The 20,990-nt window shown below is 56.2% G+C and carries 15 protein-coding genes; 9 read left to right on the forward strand and 6 right to left on the reverse strand.

Features of this window, described 5'->3' with window-relative positions:
- Window positions 1-21: 21 nt before the first annotated feature.
- Window positions 22-759, forward strand: coding sequence for a peptidase (locus ACL2XO_RS26310; protein ID WP_413741895.1), 738 nt, complete (start codon window positions 22-24; stop codon window positions 757-759).
- Between the two features lie 115 nt (window positions 760-874).
- Here the strand turns inward: ACL2XO_RS26310 and ACL2XO_RS26315 are convergent, their stop codons facing one another.
- From ACL2XO_RS26315 to ACL2XO_RS26330, 4 genes are all read right to left on the reverse strand, one after another.
- Complete coding sequence (locus ACL2XO_RS26315; RefSeq protein ID WP_413741896.1) at window positions 875-1,396, reverse strand: GNAT family N-acetyltransferase; 522 nt, start codon at window positions 1,394-1,396, stop codon at window positions 875-877.
- Window positions 1,347-1,673, reverse strand: coding sequence for a DUF1778 domain-containing protein (locus ACL2XO_RS26320; RefSeq protein WP_203523697.1), 327 nt, complete (start codon window positions 1,671-1,673; stop codon window positions 1,347-1,349). Before ACL2XO_RS26320 ends, ACL2XO_RS26315 begins: the two co-directional genes overlap by 50 nt.
- A 146-nt stretch (window positions 1,674-1,819) precedes the next feature.
- Window positions 1,820-4,534, reverse strand: coding sequence for a magnesium-translocating P-type ATPase (mgtA, locus tag ACL2XO_RS26325; RefSeq protein ID WP_413741897.1), 2,715 nt, complete (start codon window positions 4,532-4,534; stop codon window positions 1,820-1,822).
- Window positions 4,535-4,916: 382 nt separating this feature from the next.
- Entirely contained in the window at window positions 4,917-5,207 is a 291-nt protein-coding gene (locus tag ACL2XO_RS26330; RefSeq protein ID WP_413725978.1) for a hypothetical protein, read from the reverse strand.
- A gap of 308 nt (window positions 5,208-5,515) precedes the next feature.
- Between ACL2XO_RS26330 and nrdD the strand changes: the two genes are divergently transcribed.
- Window positions 5,516-7,654: an anaerobic ribonucleoside-triphosphate reductase gene (gene nrdD / locus ACL2XO_RS26335; RefSeq protein WP_132924632.1), complete on the forward strand. Its 2,139-nt coding sequence runs from the start codon at window positions 5,516-5,518 to the stop codon at window positions 7,652-7,654.
- Window positions 7,655-7,661: 7 nt separating this feature from the next.
- On the forward strand, window positions 7,662-8,126 hold the full coding sequence (gene nrdG, locus ACL2XO_RS26340) for an anaerobic ribonucleoside-triphosphate reductase-activating protein (protein WP_132924630.1): 465 nt from the start codon (window positions 7,662-7,664) through the stop codon (window positions 8,124-8,126).
- Here nrdG and ACL2XO_RS26345 read toward each other — a convergent pair.
- Window positions 8,114-9,724: an ankyrin repeat domain-containing protein gene (locus tag ACL2XO_RS26345; protein ID WP_413741898.1), complete on the reverse strand. Its 1,611-nt coding sequence runs from the start codon at window positions 9,722-9,724 to the stop codon at window positions 8,114-8,116. The genes nrdG and ACL2XO_RS26345 overlap by 13 nt on opposite strands.
- 351 nt (window positions 9,725-10,075) lie before the next feature.
- Between ACL2XO_RS26345 and ACL2XO_RS26350 the strand changes: the two genes are divergently transcribed.
- From ACL2XO_RS26350 to ACL2XO_RS26370, 5 genes are all read left to right on the forward strand, one after another.
- Window positions 10,076-10,438, forward strand: coding sequence for a hypothetical protein (locus tag ACL2XO_RS26350; protein WP_132924626.1), 363 nt, complete (start codon window positions 10,076-10,078; stop codon window positions 10,436-10,438).
- A gap of 76 nt (window positions 10,439-10,514) precedes the next feature.
- Window positions 10,515-10,880, forward strand: a complete 366-nt coding sequence (locus ACL2XO_RS26355; protein WP_413741899.1) for a copper-binding protein — start codon at window positions 10,515-10,517, stop codon at window positions 10,878-10,880.
- Between the two features lie 51 nt (window positions 10,881-10,931).
- Window positions 10,932-12,143, forward strand: coding sequence for a TolC family protein (locus tag ACL2XO_RS26360; protein WP_413741900.1), 1,212 nt, complete (start codon window positions 10,932-10,934; stop codon window positions 12,141-12,143).
- Window positions 12,140-13,975, forward strand: coding sequence for an efflux RND transporter periplasmic adaptor subunit (locus ACL2XO_RS26365; protein ID WP_413741901.1), 1,836 nt, complete (start codon window positions 12,140-12,142; stop codon window positions 13,973-13,975). Before ACL2XO_RS26360 ends, ACL2XO_RS26365 begins: the two co-directional genes overlap by 4 nt.
- On the forward strand, window positions 13,972-17,091 hold the full coding sequence (locus ACL2XO_RS26370) for an efflux RND transporter permease subunit (RefSeq protein ID WP_413741902.1): 3,120 nt from the start codon (window positions 13,972-13,974) through the stop codon (window positions 17,089-17,091). The genes ACL2XO_RS26365 and ACL2XO_RS26370 overlap by 4 nt, the downstream gene beginning before the upstream one ends.
- A gap of 36 nt (window positions 17,092-17,127) precedes the next feature.
- Here the strand turns inward: ACL2XO_RS26370 and gltP are convergent, their stop codons facing one another.
- Complete coding sequence (gene gltP, locus ACL2XO_RS26375) at window positions 17,128-18,444, reverse strand: glutamate/aspartate:proton symporter GltP (RefSeq protein ID WP_413725982.1); 1,317 nt, start codon at window positions 18,442-18,444, stop codon at window positions 17,128-17,130.
- Window positions 18,445-18,989: 545 nt separating this feature from the next.
- On the opposite strand from gltP, the gene acs reads away from it, so the two are divergent.
- Window positions 18,990-20,948, forward strand: a complete 1,959-nt coding sequence (gene acs / locus ACL2XO_RS26380; protein ID WP_132924618.1) for an acetate--CoA ligase — start codon at window positions 18,990-18,992, stop codon at window positions 20,946-20,948.
- Window positions 20,949-20,990 lie beyond the last annotated feature (42 nt).

Raw genomic sequence — 20,990 nt, forward strand, 5'->3', positions numbered from 1 at the left:
ATCTTATGAAGGACGTATTAAATGACCTACTGTGTGGCGATGCGCCTGTCGGGAGGTGTGGTTTTCGCTTCCGACTCCCGTACCAATGCCGGCGTGGATCATATCTCCACCTTCCGCAAGCTGCATGTCCTGCACCAGGACAGCGAGCGCACGCTGGTGTTGCAAAGCGCAGGCAATCTGGCCACCACCCAGAGCATTATCAACCTGCTGCGGCTGCGGGCCAAGGACGGCGAGCGCGCTAATCTGCTGAATACCACTTCCATGTTCGACGCCGCCAGCCTTATCGGCGAAACGGTGCGGGAGGTGATTCACCGCGACAGCAGCGCCCAGCAAAGCGGCAGCAGCACCGATTTCAGCTGCAACATCCTGCTGGGGGGGCAGATTATCGGCGAGCCGCCGCGGCTGTTCCATATCTATCCGGAGGGCAATTTCATCGAGGCCACCGAGGATACCCCCTACTTCCAGATTGGCGAAAGCAAATACGGCAAGCCCATTATCGACCGGGTGCTGACCTACGATACGCCATTGGAGCAGGCCATGTGCTGTGCGCTGATTTCCATCGACTCCACCCTGCGCAGCAACCTGTCGGTAGGCCTGCCGCTGGATGTGATGATCTACCGGCGCGACAGTTTCGCCAGCGACGAACAATACCGCATCACTGAAAAGAACCCCTATTTCGCCACCATACGCAAAGCCTGGTCTGAGGGGTTGTTGAATACCTTTTTGCAAATGCCGCCGCTGAACCTGGCGGAGGAGTGAGCTTGCGTCCAGGTTTGTTGGCAATGTGCTGAATCCTTCACGTTAAGCCCGGATTAGCGGGCTTATTTGCCTGGGAGCGCCTTGGACGAATACTCTGCCGAGTCTGAACAAGCCTTTACCATAGAGGCAGGAAAAGCATGCGCGTTTGAAGTTCGCAGGGAATAAAACCGTATTGTTGATAAAAACAGGCACCGGCGTCATCTTTCGCATCAACCATGATGCCGGCGCTACCGACAACCAAAGCCGCATTTCGAGCCTTTGTAATACCATCACTCAGAAGAAGTTTGCCTAATCCCTGGCCGTGCAAATCTGCACGTACGGCAAGACGTCCCAACCGGGTAACCGGAATTTGGCGTGGAAAGCGTTTAGCCAGGGTTTGCGGTAACACATCCAATGAAACCAGCGCGGATGCCAATGCATAGAAGCCCAGGATACTGGCAATGCCGATGATAGGATAGCCTGCAGCAGAGTACGCTTTTACCGCGTCGTTATCCTGAAGTACAGCGACAACAGTCCGCGAAATTCCCTTATTCTGGTGTTGCAAAGCGGTTTGCTTGAGCCAGACATTTAGAGGCTCAATGCCGCAATCAAATGTGCTTCGGTCGTGGTGCCCAGTCAAAGGTTCCAGTTTGATCATTTCGTCTCGCCGTATAGTCCTGAAGTGCAGCCATTAAGGCATCGTTGGGCGGTAATGGGTTTTCCAGCGCGGCTAAAAAGGCGGTGGCCTCCTGTTCAGATAAACGAATGATGCGCTCGTGCTCAATAACGCGTTCAGCTTCTCGCAACGCTGACTGCACGATAAACTGGTTGAGCGTCGAGCCCAGGATACCGGCTGCTGCTTCCAAGGTTTCTTGAACGGCACCTGAAACGCGCGCCGTGATGCGACCGCGCTCAGAATGAGAGAGTGTAGCCATTACATATCCTCGCTTTGCCAACCATTGACCGATTAAGCATAACATGGCGGTGGCATATTGTCACCACCCTGGATCCCATCTGCATTAGTTGGACAACTTACTGACGGCAGGTTGCCTGGCCTCGCCATCAATTGTTCGGGCTGTTATTATTGCCAGCCGTAGCGCCGCACATACCAGCCTTTCATGGCCTGTACCAGCAGCATATAAGCGGCAAGTATAGCCACCAGCCATGGGAAATACCCCAATGGCAGCGCCTGCAAATGCAGGAAACCCGCCACCGGCGTAAAGGTCATGCCCACGGTCAGCACGATAACCGTCAGGGTGGTCAGCCCCAGCGGCCAGGAAGGCCGGCTTTGCAAGAAAGGGATCTTCCGGGTGCGCAGCATATGGACAATCAGCGTTTGCGATAAGACCCCCACCACAAACCAGCCGGTCTGGAACAGCGTTTGTTTTTCCGGCGTATTGGCCTTGAATACCCACCACATCAGGCAGAACGTCAAAATATCGAATATGGAGCTGATGGGCCCGAAATAGACCATAAACCGCCCCAGATCCTTGGTGCGCCAGCGCTGGGGACAACGCAGCTGATCCTCATCCACCCGATCAAAAGGCACGGCAATCTGTGAAATATCATAAATCAGGTTCTGCACCAGCAGATGCAGCGGCAACATCGGCAGGAACGGCAGGAAAGCGCTGGCCACCAGCACGCTGAACACATTGCCGAAATTGGAGCTGGCGGTGAGCCGGATATACTTCAGCATATTCACGAAGGTGCGGCGTCCTTCCACCACCCCGCGCTCCAGCACCATCAGGCTTTTTTCCAGCAGGATGATATCCGCCGCCTCTTTGGCGATATCCACCGCCGAATCCACCGAAATGCCGATATCGGAGGCCCGCAGCGCCGGGGCGTCGTTGATGCCGTCCCCCATAAAGCCCACCACGTGGCCTTCGCCGCGCAGCACGCTGACGATACGCGCCTTCTGCAGCGGCGTCAGCTTGGCGAATACCGTGGTTTCATGGGCGGCGACCGCCAACTGCTGGTCGTTCATCTGCTCGATATCGCCGCCGGTAAGGACCCTATTCACCTTCAGCCCCACGTCCCGGCAGACCTTGGCCGCCACCAGTTCGTTATCGCCGGTAAGGATTTTGACCGTCACTCCGTGGTTTTTTAAAGCCGTCAGTGCCGGTTCGGTGCTCTCTTTCGGCGGATCAAGGAAAGCGATATAGCCTTCCAGAATCAGGTCGGATTCATCCGCCCGGCTGAAATCGCATCGCTCCGGCGCCATGTCGCGGCTGGCTACCGCCACCACCCTGAGCCCCTGGAGTGTAAGCTCCCCGGTAACGGTATTGATTCGTTCCAGCAGCGCGGGCGTCATTGCCATGATCTCGTCATCATGGCGCACCTGGCTGCATACCTCGAGCATCTCTTCCAGCGCGCCTTTACAGATCAAACGCGGAATGCCGTCATCTCCCGCCACAATCACCGACATGCGGCGGCGGGAAAAATCGAAGGGAATCTCGTCAATTTTACGCCACTGCGGCTGGGCCAGCTCGGGATTATGGTCGGCGACGCTTTCCAGCACCGCTTTATCCAGCAGGTTTTTCAGCCCGGTTTGATGAAAGCTGTTGAGCCAGGCATTCTGCAATACGCGGTCGCTGCGGCTGCCGAACACGTCCGTATGGCTCTCCAGCACGATTTTATCCTGGGTCAGCGTGCCGGTCTTATCGGTACAGAGAATGTCCATCGCGCCAAAGTTCTGGATAGCGTCCAGGCGTTTGACGATAACCTTCTGGCGTGAAAGCTGCACCGCCCCTTTCGCCAGGGATGAGGTGACGATCATCGGCAGCATTTCCGGCGTCAGCCCCACCGCCACCGATAGGGCGAACAGCGCCGCCTCCCACCAGTCGCCCTTGGTATAGCCGTTCACCAGCAAAACCACCGGGGTCATGACCATCATAAAACGGATTAATAGCCAGCTGACCCGGCTGATGCCGGCCTGAAAGGCGTTGGGCGGCGCCGACTCTCGGGTGGCGTGGCCCGCCAATTGGCCGAACCAGGTGTTGTCGCCGGTACCGATAACCATCGCCAGCGCAGTGCCGCTGATGACATTGGTGCCCATAAAGCACAGGTTATCGCACTCAAGAGGATTGCGCAGGTTGTCCAGCCGGCTGTGGGCGGTCTTTTCCACCGGCAGCGATTCGCCGGTAAGGGAGGCCTGGCCGATAAACAGATCCTTGGCCTGCAAAATGCGCAAGTCCGCCGGAATCATATCCCCCGCCGACAGTTTGACCCAATCTCCGGGTACTAATTGGTCGATAGGGATTTCACGGTACCGGCTTTCGCCGCTGATATCGTCGGAGCGCAGTACGGTGGCGGTATTGCTCACCAGCGCTTTCAACGCATCGGCGGCCTTATTGGAACGGGATTCCTGCACAAAATACAGCAGGGTGGCAATCATCACCATCAGGGCGATCACCGCCGCCGCCGTGCTGTCGTCCGTGCCGTAGGAGACGATGCCGAGTACCGTCAGCAATAAATTGAACGGATTGCGGTAGCACAACCACAAATGCCGCCACCAGGTCACGGGCTGTTCGCCGGCAATGATATTGGCGCCGTGCCGGGCGCGGGCGGCGGAAGCTTCCGTCTCGGTCAATCCCTCCGGGTGGCTGGAGAAACGCGCAAGCAACTGCTCTTCGCCGGCCCGGGCGCACGTCAGGCAGGCGTGGGTCAGTGCCGCCGGCACGTTGCGGTTGAGGTTTTTTTGCATGCCTTCCAGCATGACGTCGCGCTGAAACAGACGACGGGGAAGGTGGCGGTAAAACTGTGTGAACAGCCGCCGGGTAACTTTTTTCAATACCATGCTGTCTTCCTTGCCTCTTTCGGTCCCAAGGGCCGGAAAAGGAAAAAAGTGTCATCAGCAGAAGAGGGAAACTTCTGCCTACCGTTAATCACCCGGTTAGGCAGACGTAAAAAGACGGGAGTCCTTACCGGATGGGCGAATAATCTTCAGGTTTAGGTGCGGGGTCCATATGGGGTGAACACCTCCGGTAAAGGAAAAAAATCCGCATAGCCAGACGGAGTCATTAAAAATCAATGCCGTCAACTTTCGGAATCCAACTAAATGTGTCGTACATAGATTTGACCGTTCAGTACGGCCAAGGATTTTGACGTTTAACCATAACAAACGCCACGCCAAGCGGAGCGCATTTTACAGCCAAAATTCTAAACGTAAATTAAACGATTCACTGTTTTATAGAGGGGGATTGTTTCAGAGTGTTGCTGTGGGAGAGCAGGCGGTTCTTCCAGTCGGCTAACACATTCTCATCTTCAAACACTGCCGCATCAAAGGAATTCGCCTTATCCATCAGCGCATAGGAATAGCGTCTAAGCATTTCCTGATTACTTGCAGAAAATAGCTTAAAAATAAGACGGCCGGCCGTTACCCCCAGCGCGATAAAAGCCGTATGCGTTGAAAATGCTTGAGGTGAAGGCCAAACGGGACGTGATCTGGTGTTAGTAAATATTTTTTCCATCTTGGCTGGAGTTTTTAAGGGATTTACCGATTCGTTTTCAGCAAGATAAGTCTTAACCTGCCCTTTTCAGCCTAAAAATTGAGCTGGTCAACTCTTCGGCCAGGGGCCGATTTTCTTGCGCGAAGTCAATTTTAGTTCACTTTTTCTGGCCCATACTCTACATCTAGTGTCGTTTCTATTACTATTAGACTATATATAGTGGCAACCACTCCTATCCCTAGCTATCGCACCCGCAGGCATTTCACCGGGAAAACTGGGGGTAAGGAGCTAACCACTCACCCCGCATCAGGCGTACAAGGAGTTGCATCGTGAAACCGGTAGTGATCAAACGAGACGGTTGCCAGGTTAATTTCGACGAGGAACGCATCTGCCAGGCCGTCAAACACGCTGCACAGGCAGCCGACGTCGAAGATAACGAGTATTGCGCCGCCGTCGCCGCCTCGGTGGCGGAACAAATGAACAGCCGTTCCCACGTGGATATACGCGATATCCAGGATGCCGTGGAAAACCAGCTGATGGCCGGACCTTACAAGAAGCTGGCCCGCCTGTATATCGAATACCGCCACGACCGAGACGTCGCCCGGGAGCAGCGGGGCCGCCTGAATCAGGAAATACGCGGCCTGGTGGAACAAAGCAATATGGCCTTGCTGAATGAAAACGCCAACAAAGACAGCAAAGTCATCCCCACCCAGCGGGATCTGCTGGCCGGCATCGTGGCCAAGCATTATGCCCGGCAGCATATCCTGCCGCGTGACGTGGTGCTGGCCCATGAGCGGGGTGATATTCATTATCACGACCTGGATTACGCGCCCTTCTTCCCCATGTTCAACTGTATGCTGATCGATCTGGAGGGCATGCTGACCAAGGGCTTTAAAATGGGCAACGCAGAGATTGAGCCGCCCAAGTCCATCTCCACCGCCACCGCCGTTACCGCGCAGATTATCGCCCAGGTCGCCAGCCATATCTACGGCGGCACCACCATCAACCGCATTGATGAGATTTTGGCCCCCTACGTTGCCGCCAGCTTCGATAAACATTGCAATACCGCGGCACAGTGGAAAATTCCCGACGCCAAAGGCTATGCCCTTTCCCGCACGGAAAAAGAGTGTTATGACGCCTTCCAGTCCTTGGAATATGAAGTCAACACGCTCCATACCGCCAACGGACAAACGCCGTTCGTGACCTTTGGTTTCGGATTGGGCACCAGTTGGGAATCGCGCTTGATCCAGCAGTCCATCCTGCGCAACCGTATCGCCGGCCTGGGCAAGAACCGCAAAACCGCCGTGTTCCCGAAACTGGTGTTCGCTATTCGCGACGGTTTGAATCACAAATACGGCGATGCCAACTACGACATCAAACAACTGGCCCTGGAATGCGCCAGCAAACGGATGTATCCGGATATCCTGAATTACGATCAGGTGGTGAAAGTTACCGGTTCGTTTAAAACGCCGATGGGTTGTCGCAGTTTCCTGGGGGTTTATGAAGAGGACGGCAAGCAAATCCATGACGGCCGCAACAATTTAGGCGTTATCAGCCTGAACCTGCCGCGTATCGCCCTGGAAGCAAAGCGGGACGAGGCGCGTTTCTGGCAGTTGCTGGATGAACGGCTGGTGCTGGCCAAGAAGGCCCTGATGACCCGTATCGCGCGCCTTGACGGCGTGAAGGCCCGTGTTGCGCCGATCCTGTATATGGAAGGGGCCTGCGGCGTGCGGCTGAAAGCTGATGACGATGTGGCGGAAATCTTCAAAAACGGCCGGGCCTCCATTTCCCTGGGCTATATCGGCGTGCATGAAACCATCAATGCCCTGTTCGGCGGCGAGACCCATGTCTTTGACGATCAGCATCTGCGCGAAACGGCGATAGCGATAGTGGCCCGCCTGAAGGCCGCCACCGAGCAATGGAAAGAAGAAACCGGTTACGGCTTTAGCCTGTACAGTACGCCGAGCGAAAATCTGTGCGACCGCTTCTGCCGACTGGACACCGCCGAGTTCGGCGTGATCCCCGGCGTTACCGATAAAGGTTATTACACCAACAGCTTCCATCTCGATGTGGAAAAGCAGGTGAATCCCTACGATAAGCTGGATTTCGAAGCGCCCTATCCGCCTTTGTCCAACGGTGGTTTTATCTGCTACGGCGAGTACCCCAATCTCCAGCATAACCTGAAAGCGCTGGAGGACGTCTGGGATTACAGCTATACCCGCGTGCCCTATTACGGCACCAATACTCCTATCGATGAATGCTACGAATGCGGCTTTACCGGCGAATTTTCCTGCACCAGCAAAGGCTTTACCTGCCCGAAATGCGGCAATCATAATCCCGCCAAGGTCTCTGTCACGCGGCGGGTATGCGGTTATCTCGGCAGTCCGGACGCGCGGCCTTTTAACGCGGGTAAACAGGAAGAAGTGAAACGGCGGGTTAAACATTTACCGGACGGGCAGCTGGGCTGATACGGTCATGAATTATCACAAGTATTACCCGGTAGATGTGATTGACGGCCCCGGCACCCGCTGCACCCTGTTTGTGGCGGGCTGCGAGCATCAATGTCCGGGCTGCTACAATAAAAGCACCTGGCGGGTGGACTCGGGGTTCCCTTTTACCAGCGAACTGGAAGACCAGATTATCGCCGACCTGCAGGATACGCGGATTCACCGGCAGGGATTGACGCTTTCCGGCGGCGATCCGCTGCATCCGCATAACCTGTCCGCGGTGCTGCATCTGGTGCAGCGGGTCCGGACCGAGTGCCCCGGCAAGGATATCTGGGTCTGGACCGGTTATACGCTGGACTCTCTTACCGAGCCCCAGCAGCAGGTGACATCGCTTATCAATGTGCTGATTGACGGCAAATTTGTGCAGGATCTGCGCGACCCGGCGCTGATTTGGCGCGGCAGCAGTAACCAGGTAGTGCATTATCTGCGCTGAGCGGCTGTGTCCTTATCGGTGGGAATATACGCGGCCCATAGGCCGCTAAACCTCTCACCAGCTGCCCACGGCGCCGGCACCCGCCGATAATCGTGGTAAAAATGCAATCTTCCCTCCAGCTTCTCTTTATTCCTATAGATATATCGCAATTCGGATGCTGTCACGGAATCTTCGATTTTATCGGTGATTCTTTGTTGATCCAATCCATCAAGTACGAAATGCAGATGCCTTTTGCTGTTACGTATAATGATCTCAATGCCCACTTTGCTGCTGCGCTTCCAAAACAGCGGAATCCGGAAACCCAACCGGGAGGAGTAGGCCAAATGAAGATAGTGATCGTATTTGTCATAATTATCATGGACTTCAACCAGCATCGTTTTTATATCAAATTTTTTTATTTCACCGCGTATCAGATTATATTCATGCCACGCATAGGGATATTCTATATCATCATTCGCGCTGGCCGCTTCGTAGATATCAGGAAAAACCTCCAGTGCGTGGACAATCTCCCTAGGTGAAATTTTCCTACCGCCTGTATTGATGAAACCACTATGCAGCATCGCCAGATTTTTCTCCGCCAAAAAAATACGCCTCGCTATGCGATTGGTATAATAATTTATAATATTAAAATTATCCTTAGACGCGTTATTCAGCCTCAACAGATATTCGGTACGAAACTCCGACAGGCCAAAAACAAAGTCGCCACGGTGGGCAACAAAGTGGTTATGAAAGTCGGTATCCTTCTCATAGTCCATGACGATACTGTCAATGGAAGAGCTCTTAATGTTATCAATACTGTCCGAAACAAGTTTTATGATATCTTTATCACCACGCCGCCGGGCCAGCGCCAGGGCGGAGTTGCCGTTAACATCCAATTGATTTATCAAGTGGTCTACGCGTTGTAATGCATACTTTACTTTCTCTACCGTGCCGCCAATCACCGTTTTCATTAATAACGTTCGTCCCTGCTCATCGTAGGCAGAAAGTTGGGTATGGTCGCAAACCAGTTTGAAAATTTCTAAGGATAGCTCATTATCGTTAATGACCATGGTGAAGGCGCTTTCGCCCTCATTATTTTTATGATAAACATTAGTCGCTTCCATCGATAATAGATGAGCAACCATTTTTTTATGCCCATTTTTAATCGCTACCATGAGTGGGGTATTTCCGTTATTATCGGGCAGTTCATTATCCAGGGGTATCCTATGAATAAATTTTTCACTGAAGAAATTTTTTTCTAATCTTGCCAGCAGTTCCATGTTGTTTTTTTTAACCGCATGCATAACGGCCGTGTTACCGTCTTCATCTCTAAAATTTAATTTTTCCGCACCGGAATATCTATTTTCGTAACTGAAAAAATCTTCCAGCTGCTCAGCATCATTCCGTTTTATTGCTCGTAAAAGAGGAGACTCTTTGAGGTGTAATGAATTATTCTCCAAGGCTATTTTTATATTTTCACGGGATTTTGATGCATCAGGAGCTTTAAAATTAACCAGAGTGGTGTTGTTGACTGAATGTAATTTTTTGTGGACGATTTCCAAATTTTGTCCAATGTAAGGACTTGTCTTGTGGGGAAAAGATAAATTACTAATCGGCATCGTGCCATCTCCTTTAAATTTAAAGTTAATTATTAGATAAATGATCTTTTTTTAATTGCAAAATTCATTCAAAGAATTCAACAGCACCCCGCATACGAATGTCAATAAATGCAAATTTTCTTGTCTCCGAGGGCTCATTTCAAGAAAGTTGACGCGCATCAATAACGTTGTCGGCTTTTTCGCGTTCACTGTGGCAAACCGGTGGCAGATAAGCGTCCTCCGGCCATGCTGGGTTTTGACGGGCTTTGACCTTTCGGCTGTGTACGATGCCGGCTTGTTTAAAAGGAAATAATGTTGTCTTCCGCTTCGGTAACTAAATTCATGGTTAAGCTTCGCTGCCGGCGGCGGCGAATGTTTGCCTTGATTTTACTGGCCTTTTGGCTGTTACTGAACGCCCAGCTGGCGCTGGCCAGCCACCAGTGCTCTATGCCGGTTACCGCGCTGCCCGCCGCCATGGAACATACCGAGAGTATGCTCCACGATAACGACCCGCAGCAGCATGCCGCTGAACCGGGTTTGCTGTGCGATAAGCACTGCGTCCCGGATAATGCGCAAAAAGATTCTCCCCATGCGCCGTTTGCCGTCCTGCCCAGCCAGACCGATTTGCAGTTGGCGGACTGGCGCGACGAACCCTGTATCCAGGATGCCGCCTGGCTTGCTCCGCCCATAGCAGGGCCGCCGGCAGAGATTCGCTTCTGCCGGTTCCGGGAATAGATCCAGACATAACGCCAATGGTTACCCTCGCTGTAATGCGCGGGTAGTGTATGACTTATGTTTAGGAATTTATCCCATGCGAGCTTTACTGATTGTCGTTCTTTCCGCTTTTTCTCTCTTCAACTTACCGGCCTTTGCCGACGATATGGCGGCCATGGGCGATATGCCCGGCATGCAGCATGACCACGGCATGATGACCGCGGCCGATGCGGCCGCCTCGGACTATCACTCCCAGGGTATTATCAAACTGTGGGATAGCCGACATGTGGCTATAGCCCATCACGCCATTCCGGCCTTGAACTGGCCGCCGATGACCATGACCTTCGCGGTGCCTCCTGCCTTTGCCGGCCAGAAGCTGGCGGTAGGCACCCAGGTTGATTTCAGTTTCCGCCAGGATGCGCAGGGCTATCAGCTTACCGCCATCCATCCCGTTCAGCCTTAAGCGAGGACAGCCATGTTACTTCCATGCTCTCAACGGGCGTGGTTGGTCCTCATGCTGCTCGCTTCCGCGACGACTTCCGCCGCGGAACTGAACCTGGATGAGGCACTGGCCCGTGCCGAACACTATTCCGCCGAACTCTCCGCCAATCGTCATGAACGGCAGGCCTTGGCGAACCAGGCGGATTCCGCCACCCAATTGCCGGATCCCAAGCTGGAATTCGGCATCGAAAACCTGCCGGTGGGGGGTAACAACGCCCATCGATTTACTCGCGAAGATATGACCATGCAGCGCATCGGCATCCAGCAGGATTACATCAGCAGCACCAAGCGCGATCGGAAAGCCGATGCTTTTCGCGCTGAAGCGGCATCCGCTACCGCCGGTTATCAAACCCTGCGGGCGCAGTTGCAGCGCGACACAGCACAGGCCTGGCTGGATATGGCCCTGGCCCGGCAGGGTTTGACGGCGGCCCGCAGCCTGCTGGCGGAAAGCGAACGGCAAATCTCGGTGCAGCGGGCGGCGGTGGCAGGGGGCGGCAGCGCCGCATCGGTGCTGGATGGACGCTTGGTAGTGGTGGATATGCAAAATGCGGTGACCGACGCGGAGCGTGATGTGGCGGTGGCGCAGGCCAAGCTGACGCGGTTGACCGGCGACAGCCAGGCCATCGCCGCCGGCCAGCTGCCGCGCTTTGAACGCCTGCCCGCCGATCCGGCGGTATTGGCGCAGGGCATCGATCAACACCCCGAAATCCTGCAGGCCCGCCGTGAATCGGAAGTCGCTCAGGCCCGTTCCGCCCAGTCGGCGGTAGCGGCCATCCCGGATGTGGGCATTGAGGTCTACTACGGCAGGCGTGCCGATCGTCTCGATGATATGGCCGGCGTGATGTTCACCATGGATTTGCCGCTGTTCCAGTCCCAGCGCCAGGATAAAGATCACGCGGCGGATCAGGCCCGGACCTTTGCAGCCAACGATCAGCTGGCAACCACCATTCGCGACCACAACGCACAGCTGGCTATGCTGATAGCCCAATACCAGGCCGCGCAAACCCGCTGGCAGCGGCAAAAAGATGATGTTCTGCCGTTGCAGCGGCAGCGTCTGCAGCTGACCCAGGCGCAATACCGCACCGGCAGCGCCACCCTGACCGATATGCTGGCCGCGCGGCGGGCACTGCTGCAAAGCGAACTTGAGGCAAACCGCGCCGCACGGGATCTGGCGCAAAGCTGGGCCGCCATCCGCTATCTCATTCCGCAGGAGACCCAATCATGAGCCGTTTCAACACGGGCCGTATGGTCACGCCCTTGATAAGCCTGGCGGCGCTGACAGCCGCCTTCGCCGCCGGCTATTTTTTGCGCCAGCCCGCGATAGTGACCCCGGCGGACGCCCAAACCGCCGCGCCGGCCACCGCTGACAGCGGCGGTCGGAAAGTCTTGTATTGGTATGATCCCATGTCGCCGGGGCAGCGATTTGACAAGCCGGGCAAGTCCCCGCTGATGGATATGCCGCTAAAGCCGCGTTACGCCGATGAAGATGCGCAGGATGGAGGCGTGACGGTCAGCGCCCGCCAGCAGCAAAATCTGGGGGTGCGGCAGGCGTTCGTGGAACAACGGGTGATGCAGTCCCGCCTTGATGCATTCGGTACGGTGAGCATTGACGACCGCGGCATACAGATCATTCCCGCCCGGGCCAACGGGCTGGTGGAAAAGTTGTATGTCAGGGCCGAACAGCAGCAGGTGGCCAAGAATCAACCGCTGGCACGACTTTGGATCCCGGAATGGAGCGCCGCTCAGCAGGAATATCTGGCGGTGCGCCATTTGGGCGACCCGGCGCTGACCGCCGCGGCGCGGCAACGATTGCAGTTGCTGTTTATGCCAGATGACCTGATCCGGGCCATCGAAAAAACCGGGCAGCCGCAGACCCGCATTGAAATCCGGGCGCCGGAAAGAGGTTTTATCAGCAAGCTGGATGTGCGCGAAGGCAGTCAGGTCTCCGCTTCCCAGGCCATGTTTGAACTGGCTTCGCTGGATCCGGTGTGGGTGGTGGCGGATTACCCCGAATCCCAGGCCGGCGCCGTGACGCCGGGCAGCGACATCATCGCCACCACGGCGCGCTGGCCCGGCGAATCCTTTCATGGCCGCATCAGCGAGGTGCTGCCGGTGGTGAATGACGCCACCCGGACCTATCGGGCCCGTATCGCGCTGGTTAACCGGGATAACCGATTGCAGCCCGGCATGTATATGAACGTGCGGTTGGCCCGGGCGGCACAAGGAGAAACCGTCTTGGCCATTCCCCAGGACGCGTTGATTCAGACCGGCAGCCGCAATACCGTCCTGCTGGCGGAAGGGGACGGGCATTTCAAACCGGTGGAAATCACCGCCGGACGTGAATTCGGCGATTGGGTGGAAATACGCCAAGGGCTCCGGGCCGGCGATCGGGTGGTGACCTCCGGTCAGTTCCTGATTGATTCCGAAGCCAGCCTGCGCAGCGCGCTGCCGCAAATGACCGGTAACCCGCCGGCGGCGGCCGATGCCGCCCCGCAGGCCGCCGCAGACGTCTCGGCAACGGGTACGGCATCCGCCAAAATGCCGACACAGACCTCCGCCGCCAGCATGGCGGATATGCCGGGGATGTCTTCCGGCCCGGCTCCGGTTCCCGCTAAAACACCGGCTCAATCTAATGCCCCGGGCATGGCGGATATGCCGGGGATGTCTTCCGGCCCGGCTCCGGTTCCCGCTAAAACACCGGCTCAATCTAATGCCCCGGGCATGGCGGATATGCCGGGTATGGCGCCCATGCCCGATATGCCGGCGATGTCCTCCGGCGCGGCGCCGGCATCCGTCCAGACAGCGGAGCCCGCCGCCGCCAAGCCCCGAGAGTATGCCACCCAAGGAGTGATTGACGCCGTCAGCAATGGGCAGGTCACGCTGTCCCATCATGCGGTGCCTGAACTGCATTGGTCGCCGATGACCATGGACTTCACCCTGCCCGACGGGAAACTGCCCCAGGGACTGGCGGTGGGCAGCCGGGTGTTGTTCCATTTTACCCTGGATGATAATGGCGCCCGTATCACGCAGATGATACCGGTAAGGAGCGTCCGATGATCGCGTTTATCATCCGCTGGTCGCTGCGCAACCGGCTATTGGTGTTGGTGGGAGCGGCGCTGCTCACCGCCTGGGGAATATGGGCCTTGCAGCGCATGCCCGTGGATGCGCTGCCGGACCTTTCCGACGTACAGGTCATTATCCGCGTAAGCTATCCCGGTAAAGCGCCCCAGGTGGTGGAGGACCAGGTTACCTATCCGTTAACCACCACCATGCTGTCGGTGCCGGGCGCCACCACGGTGCGCGGCTTCTCGATGTTCGGCGACTCCTATGTCTACATCCTGTTTGAAGACGGCACCGATCCCTACTGGGCGCGATCGCGGGTGCTGGAATACCTGAGCCAGGTACAATCCACTCTGCCGCCGGACGCCCGGGCCAGCCTGGGACCCGATGCCACCGGCGTCGGCTGGGTCTATGAGTATGCCCTGGAGGACAAAACCGGACGCCATAGCCTGGCGGATTTACGCGCCCTGCAGGATTGGACGCTGAAATTCGAACTGAAAACGGTGCCGAACGTGTCGGAAGTGGCCAGCGTCGGCGGTATGGTGCGGCAATACCAAATCATCCTGAAGCCGGATCGGCTGCGGGCCCTGAACGTCTCCCACCAGCAGGTTATCGATGCGGTCAAACAGGCCAACCAGGAGGGCGGCGGTTCGGTGCTGGAGATGAATGAAGCGGAATATATGGTGCGCGCCGCCGGTTACCTGAAAACCACGGCGGATTTTGACAATATTGTCATTACCACCCGCGGCGGCGTACCGATATTGCTGTCCGATGTCGCCAGCCTGCGTCTCGGGCCGGAAATGCGGCGCGGCGTGGCGGAGCTCAACGGCGAAGGGGAAGTGGCCGGCGGCATTGTGGTGATGCGGTACGGCAAAAACGCGCTGGATACCATTAACGGCGTGAAAAAGAAACTGGATGAAATCCGCCGCAGCCTGCCGTCGGGCGTACAGATTGTCCCGGTTTACGACCGCTCCAACCTGATAAAGCAAGCTATCGAGACCCTTTCCCATAAGCTGTTGGAAGAGTTTATCGTGGTCACCCTGGTGTGCAGCCTGTTCCTGTTTCATTTCCGCTCGGCGCTGGTGGCGATCATCACCCTGCCGCTGGGGATCCTCGGCGCCTTTATCGTCATGCATTATCAGGGGGTCAACGCCAATATCATGTCGTTGGGGGGCATCGCCATCGCCATCGGCGCGATGGTGGATGCGGCCATCGTCATGATAGAGAACATGCACAAGGTGCTGGAAAAGTGGCGGCACGATCACCCCGGCCAAACGCCGGTGGGGGAGGACTACTGGCAGATTTCCGCCCAGGCTTCCACCGAGGTGGGCCCGGCGCTGTTTTGCAGCCTGCTTATCATTACCCTGTCGTTCATTCCGGTCTTCTCGCTGGAGGCGCAGGAAGGCAAGATGTTCGGTCCGCTGGCGTTTACCAAGACCTATGCCATGGCCATCTCCGCCGGTCTGGGCATCACCTTGGTACCGGTGCTGATGGGCTACTTTATCCGCGGGCGTATTCCCGATGAAAACGCCAATCCCATTAACCGGGGGCTTATCGGTTTGTATCGGCCGTTATTGGAAAAGGTCCTGCACTGGCCGAAAACCACTTTGTCCCTGTCCCTGGCATTGCTGCTCATTACCCTTTTTCCGTTGAGTCGGCTGGGCACCGAATTCATGCCGGCGCTGGACGAGGGGGATTTGCTCTATATGCCCTCCACCCTGCCCGGCATCTCAGCCAACGAGGCCGCCCGCCTGTTGCAGCAAACCGACCGGCTGATTAAAACCGTGCCGGAGGTGGCGACGGTGTTCGGCAAAGCGGGACGCGCCGAAACCGCCACCGATCCGGCGACCTTGACCATGTTCGAAACCGCCATCCATTTTAAACCCCGGGATCAATGGCGGCCGGGCATGACCACCGATAAGCTGATACAGGAGCTGGATCGGACGGTATCGCTGCCCGGCGTGGCCAATGTTTGGGTGCCTCCTATCCGCAACCGGCTGGACATGCTGGCCACCGGCATCAAAAGCCCGGTGGGCATCAAGGTCAACGGCAACAATATCAACGATATCGAAGCGGTGGCCCAGCAGATCGAACGGGTGGTGAAAACCGTGCCCGGCGTGACTTCCGCCCTGGCGGAACGGCTTAACGGCGGCCGCTATATCGATATCAATATCGACCGGGTGCGCGCCGCCCGCTACGGCGTATCGGTGAGCGAGCTGCAATCCATCGTGGCGGCGGTTATCGGCGGCGATAATATCGGCGAAACCATTGAGGGCCGCGAGCGTTTTCCCATCAACGTGCGCTATCCCCGCGAACTGCGGGATTCGGTGCAAAAGCTGAAGGATTTGCCGGTGGTCACCGCCGGCGGCGCGCAGGTGGCCTTGTCCGATCTGGCGGATATCAAGGTCACCGAAGGCCCGCCGATGTTGAAAAGCGAAAATGCCCGTTTGTCGGACTGGATCTACGTGGATTTACGCGGCCGCGATTTGAAATCCGCCGTGGATGCCATGCAGCAGGTGGTGGCGCAGCAGGTCAAGCTGCCGGACGGCGTGTCGCTGAGCTGGTCTGGACAATTTGAGTATCTGGAGCGAGCGAGCGCCAAATTGAAAATCGTGCTGCCGTTTACCCTGGCGATAATTTTCGTGCTGCTGTATGTCACCTTCAGCCGGGTACGGGATGCGTTGCTTATCATGGGCACGCTGCCGTTTGCGCTGATAGGCGGGGTTTGGCTGCTCTATCTGCTGCACTACAATCTTTCGGTGGCCGCCGCGGTGGGCTTTATCGCCCTATCTGGGGTAGCGGCGGAGTTCGGGGTGATCATGGTGCTTTACCTTAATCACGCGATGGAAAACCACCGGGTCAACGGCGAGCCGCTGTCGGAGCCACAGCTGCTGGCGGCGATCCGCGAGGGCGCGGTACTGCGGGTCAGGCCGAAGGTGATGACGGTGGCCACCATCATGGCCGGGCTGCTGCCCATCATGTGGGGCGGCGGAGTCGGATCGGAGGTGATGCAGCGCATCGCCGCGCCGATGATCGGCGGCATGGTGAGCGCGCCGCTGCTGTCGATGCTGGTGATCCCGGCGCTTTACCGTATCCTGCACCGTAAAGGTTAATGGGAATCTCGCGGCACTGGTGGTGCCGCGAGTTTGTTACGATAGAGATGAATGCGGCGCTTTGACCGTCAGCCTCTCTTTTTCATAGGCACGGGCCTTCTCATCGTCGAATTGATTCTCCCATTTGGCGACGGCCACTACCGCCAACGCATTACCCACCACATTGAGCGCCGTGCGCGCCATATCGAGAATACGATCGACTCCGGCGATAAACGCCAGACCCTGCAACGGAATTCCCACGCTGCCAAGGGTTGCCAGCAGCACCACAAAGGATACTCCCGGCACTCCGGCAATCCCCTTTGAGGTGACCATCAATGTCAGCACCAAAACGATTTCCTGTCCGAGGGACAAATCGATACCGTAAAGCTGGGCGATAAATATCGCCGCAATGCTTTGATAAAGCGTGGAGCCGTCCAGGTTGAAAGAGTAGCCGGTGGGGACCACGAAGCTGGTTATCGCCCGCGGCGCGCCATAGGCTTCCATTTTTTCGATAATGCGCGGCAACACGCTTTCCGAACTGGCGGTAGAATAGGCCAGGATCAATTCTTCTTTCAAAATACGGATCAGCGTCCAAATACGCAGGCCACATAGCCTCGCCACCAGGCCCAGGACAACCAGGGCGAAAAAAATAATCGCGGCGTAAACCAGCAGCACCAGCTTGGCCAGGGGAAGCAGCGAGGCAAAACCGAAATTGGCCACAGTCACCGCAATCAGGGCGAAAACCCCAACCGGGGCATAACGCATAATCATATGCGTCACGTTGAACATGGTCTCGGCCACCGCTTTAAACACATTCAGCAACGGCGTTTTGGTTTCAACGGGCAATGCCGCCAATCCCAAACCGAACAGCACGGAAAAGAAAATGATCGGCAGCATGTCGCCGCGGACCATGGCGGCGAAGATGTTCTGCGGAATCAACGACAGGAGCGTGCCCGCCAGACTATGGCCGCCGCTTTGCACCTGCTGGGAGGTTCTTTCATATTGCGAGATATCCACCACCGCCAGAGAGGACATATCGATGCCCTGTCCCGGTTGAAAAACGTTGGCGAGAGTGATGCCCAGGATAATAGCGATAGTGGTGACCAGTTCAAAATAAAGCAGGGTCTTCAAGCCGAGCTTGCCCAGCTTTTTCGCATCCCCTACCCCGGCAATACCCACTATCAAAGTGGAAATCACTATCGGCACCACAATCATCTTGATCAGGTGAATAAATATATCGCCGGCCGGCGTCAGGATATTGCCCATCAGCCAATCCCGCGGTTCCCCCTGGTTGTGTAATATCGCCCCGGCGCCGATGCCCAATACCAGCGCCAACAGAATTTGCCAGGCGAGACTAAAATTTAACCTTTTCATAACAATATTTTCCCCTACGACCATCCCGCCACGGCCGAGATCGTGACACGCACTGCTTTTTATTCGCTTCATTACGCTATCCGGCTGCATCCGGCGGGGTCGATTTTCAACGCACAAAAGATAAGGACGCTATTCTGTAACACCTTAAAAAGCACCAATGCAAGCAATGATTTATCCTCGCTTCGTAATCATTTATCACTGACAGGGTTGAATAGACGATTTATATAACTTAACTATATGTAATTCAATAAGTTAAAAGTATGAATAAAGTAATGTTTATCACTTCCCCCAAGGTTTTTTCTCCGCGGTATATTTTTCTTTACCGCTAAAGGCGCGGCCACTTATATCGCCCCGCGCACGGGTATAAGTATGATGAATACCCTGGCAAAAGGACGATGTTCACTCTGAGGAAAAGCGGAAGAATGCCGCTTTAGCAAAACCTCACCAAAGATGCGTGATCTACTGCGCAAAAAGGAAACAAAGCCGTCGGGATAGGTTTAATTAACTTAAGTTTGACATACTATTAACATTTAAAGGAGGAAACCATGAGTCAACCGCATACCTATCCGATTCCCGCTGATATTGCGCAGCGGGCACTCATTTCAGAAGAACAATATCGGCAGCTATACCGGCAATCCGTGAATGACCCGGCCGCTTTTTGGGGTGAACAGGGCAAAATCATCGATTGGATTACCCCTTATACCCAGGTTAAGAATACCTCGTTCGATCCCGGCCATATCCGGATCCGCTGGTTTGAGGACGGCACGCTCAACGTAGCCGCCAATTGCCTGGACCGGCATCTGGCGGAACGTGGCGAGCAGACGGCGATTATCTGGGAAGGGGATGATGCCAAGGAAAGCAAAATCATCACCTATCGCCAGTTGCACCGGGACGTGTGCCGTTTCGCCAACGTGCTTAAGTCGCAAGGGGTCGCCAAAGGCGATGTGGTGGCGCTGTATATGCCGATGGTGCCGGAAGCCGCCGTCGCCATGCTGGCCTGCGCGCGCATCGGCGCCATTCATTCGGTGATATTCGGCGGATTCTCTCCCGAGGCGATCGCCGGCCGGATTGTGGATTCCAGCGCTAAGCTTATGATCACCGCCGACGAAGGGATCCGCGCGGGCAGAAAAATCCCGCTGAAACAAAATATCGACGAGGCGTTGAAAAACCCGGCGGTCAAAAGCCTGGAAAAAGTGATTGTATTAAAACGAACCGGTAAAGATATCAACTGGCGGGGGAACCGGGATATCTGGTGGCATGACGCCATGGCCGGCGCGTCGGACGATTGTCCCCCCGCCGAAATGAATGCCGAGGACCCGCTGTTTATCCTTTACACCTCGGGTTCCACCGGCAAACCCAAGGGCGTATTGCATACCAGCGGCGGCTATCTGGTTTATGCCGCCATGACCTTCAAGTATGTGTTTGATTACCATCCCGGGGATATCTATTGGTGTACCGCCGATGTCGGCTGGGTCACCGGTCACAGCTACCTGCTGTATGGCCCCTTGGCCTGCGGCGCCATCACGCTGATGTTCGAGGGCGTGCCCAACTGGCCGGACGCCAGGCGCATGGCCCAGGTGGTGGATAAGCATCGGGTGAATATACTTTATACCGCCCCCACCGCCATCCGCGCGCTGATGGCGGAGGGAGACAAGGCTATCGAAGGCACCAGCCGCGAATCCCTGCGCATCATGGGCTCGGTGGGTGAACCCATCAATCCGGAAGCCTGGGAGTGGTACTACCATAAAATCGGCAACGGCAAATGCCCGATTATGGATACCTGGTGGCAGACCGAGACCGGCGGTTTCATGATTACGCCGCTGCCGGGGGCCACGCCGCTCAAGGCCGGTTCCGCATCACTGCCGTTTTTCGGTATCCAGCCGGCGCTGGTGGATAACGGCGGCGAGCCGCAGCCGGGCGCCGCCGAAGGGAATCTGGTCATCGTCGATTCCTGGCCGGGACAGGCGCGCACGCTATACGGCGATCACGACCGGTTTGAGCAAACCTATTTTTCCACCTTCAAGGGCATGTATTTCAGCGGCGACGGCGCCAGGCGGGATGAAGACGGTTATTACTGGATAACCGGCCGGGTGGATGACGTGCTTAATGTCTCCGGTCACCGTCTCGGCACCGCCGAAATCGAATCGGCCCTGGTATCCCATCCCAAGATCGCCGAAGCGGCGGTGGTGGGCATCCCGCACAATATCAAAGGCCAGGCGATTTACGCCTATATCACCCTTAATCATGGAGAACTGCCGACCCCCGAACTTTATAACGATGTACGCAGCTGGGTACGCAAGGAAATCGGCTCCATAGCCACCCCGGATATCCTGCATTGGACAGATTCATTACCCAAAACCCGCTCCGGTAAAATCATGCGGCGTATCCTGCGCAAAATTGCCGCCGGCGATACCGGGAATCTGGGCGATACATCCACCCTGGCCGATCCGGGCGTGGTGGAAAAGCTGTTAGAAGAAAAACAATCCATGAACGTGCCTTCATAAGACTTCCGCCGCCCGCGGGCGGCTTTATTCCAACAATACCCA

Origin of the sequence: Sodalis sp. RH15, from assembly GCF_047324255.1 — a bacterium.
Lineage (GTDB): Bacteria > Pseudomonadota > Gammaproteobacteria > Enterobacterales > Enterobacteriaceae > Acerihabitans > Acerihabitans ligni.

Coding starts and splice junctions, on each gene's coding strand:
- ACL2XO_RS26310 (WP_413741895.1), top strand. CDS start 22: ATGACCTACTGTGTGGCGATGCGCCTGTCGGGAGGTGTGGTTTTCGCT.
- ACL2XO_RS26315 (WP_413741896.1), bottom strand. CDS start 1,396: ATGATCAAACTGGAACCTTTGACTGGGCACCACGACCGAAGCACATTT.
- ACL2XO_RS26320 (WP_203523697.1), bottom strand. CDS start 1,673: ATGGCTACACTCTCTCATTCTGAGCGCGGTCGCATCACGGCGCGCGTT.
- mgtA (WP_413741897.1), bottom strand. CDS start 4,534: ATGGTATTGAAAAAAGTTACCCGGCGGCTGTTCACACAGTTTTACCGC.
- ACL2XO_RS26330 (WP_413725978.1), bottom strand. CDS start 5,207: ATGGAAAAAATATTTACTAACACCAGATCACGTCCCGTTTGGCCTTCA.
- nrdG (WP_132924630.1), top strand. CDS start 7,662: ATGAATTATCACAAGTATTACCCGGTAGATGTGATTGACGGCCCCGGC.
- ACL2XO_RS26345 (WP_413741898.1), bottom strand. CDS start 9,724: ATGCCGATTAGTAATTTATCTTTTCCCCACAAGACAAGTCCTTACATT.
- ACL2XO_RS26350 (WP_132924626.1), top strand. CDS start 10,076: ATGTTTGCCTTGATTTTACTGGCCTTTTGGCTGTTACTGAACGCCCAG.
- ACL2XO_RS26355 (WP_413741899.1), top strand. CDS start 10,515: ATGCGAGCTTTACTGATTGTCGTTCTTTCCGCTTTTTCTCTCTTCAAC.
- ACL2XO_RS26360 (WP_413741900.1), top strand. CDS start 10,932: ATGCTGCTCGCTTCCGCGACGACTTCCGCCGCGGAACTGAACCTGGAT.
- ACL2XO_RS26365 (WP_413741901.1), top strand. CDS start 12,140: ATGAGCCGTTTCAACACGGGCCGTATGGTCACGCCCTTGATAAGCCTG.
- ACL2XO_RS26370 (WP_413741902.1), top strand. CDS start 13,972: ATGATCGCGTTTATCATCCGCTGGTCGCTGCGCAACCGGCTATTGGTG.
- gltP (WP_413725982.1), bottom strand. CDS start 18,444: ATGAAAAGGTTAAATTTTAGTCTCGCCTGGCAAATTCTGTTGGCGCTG.
- acs (WP_132924618.1), top strand. CDS start 18,990: ATGAGTCAACCGCATACCTATCCGATTCCCGCTGATATTGCGCAGCGG.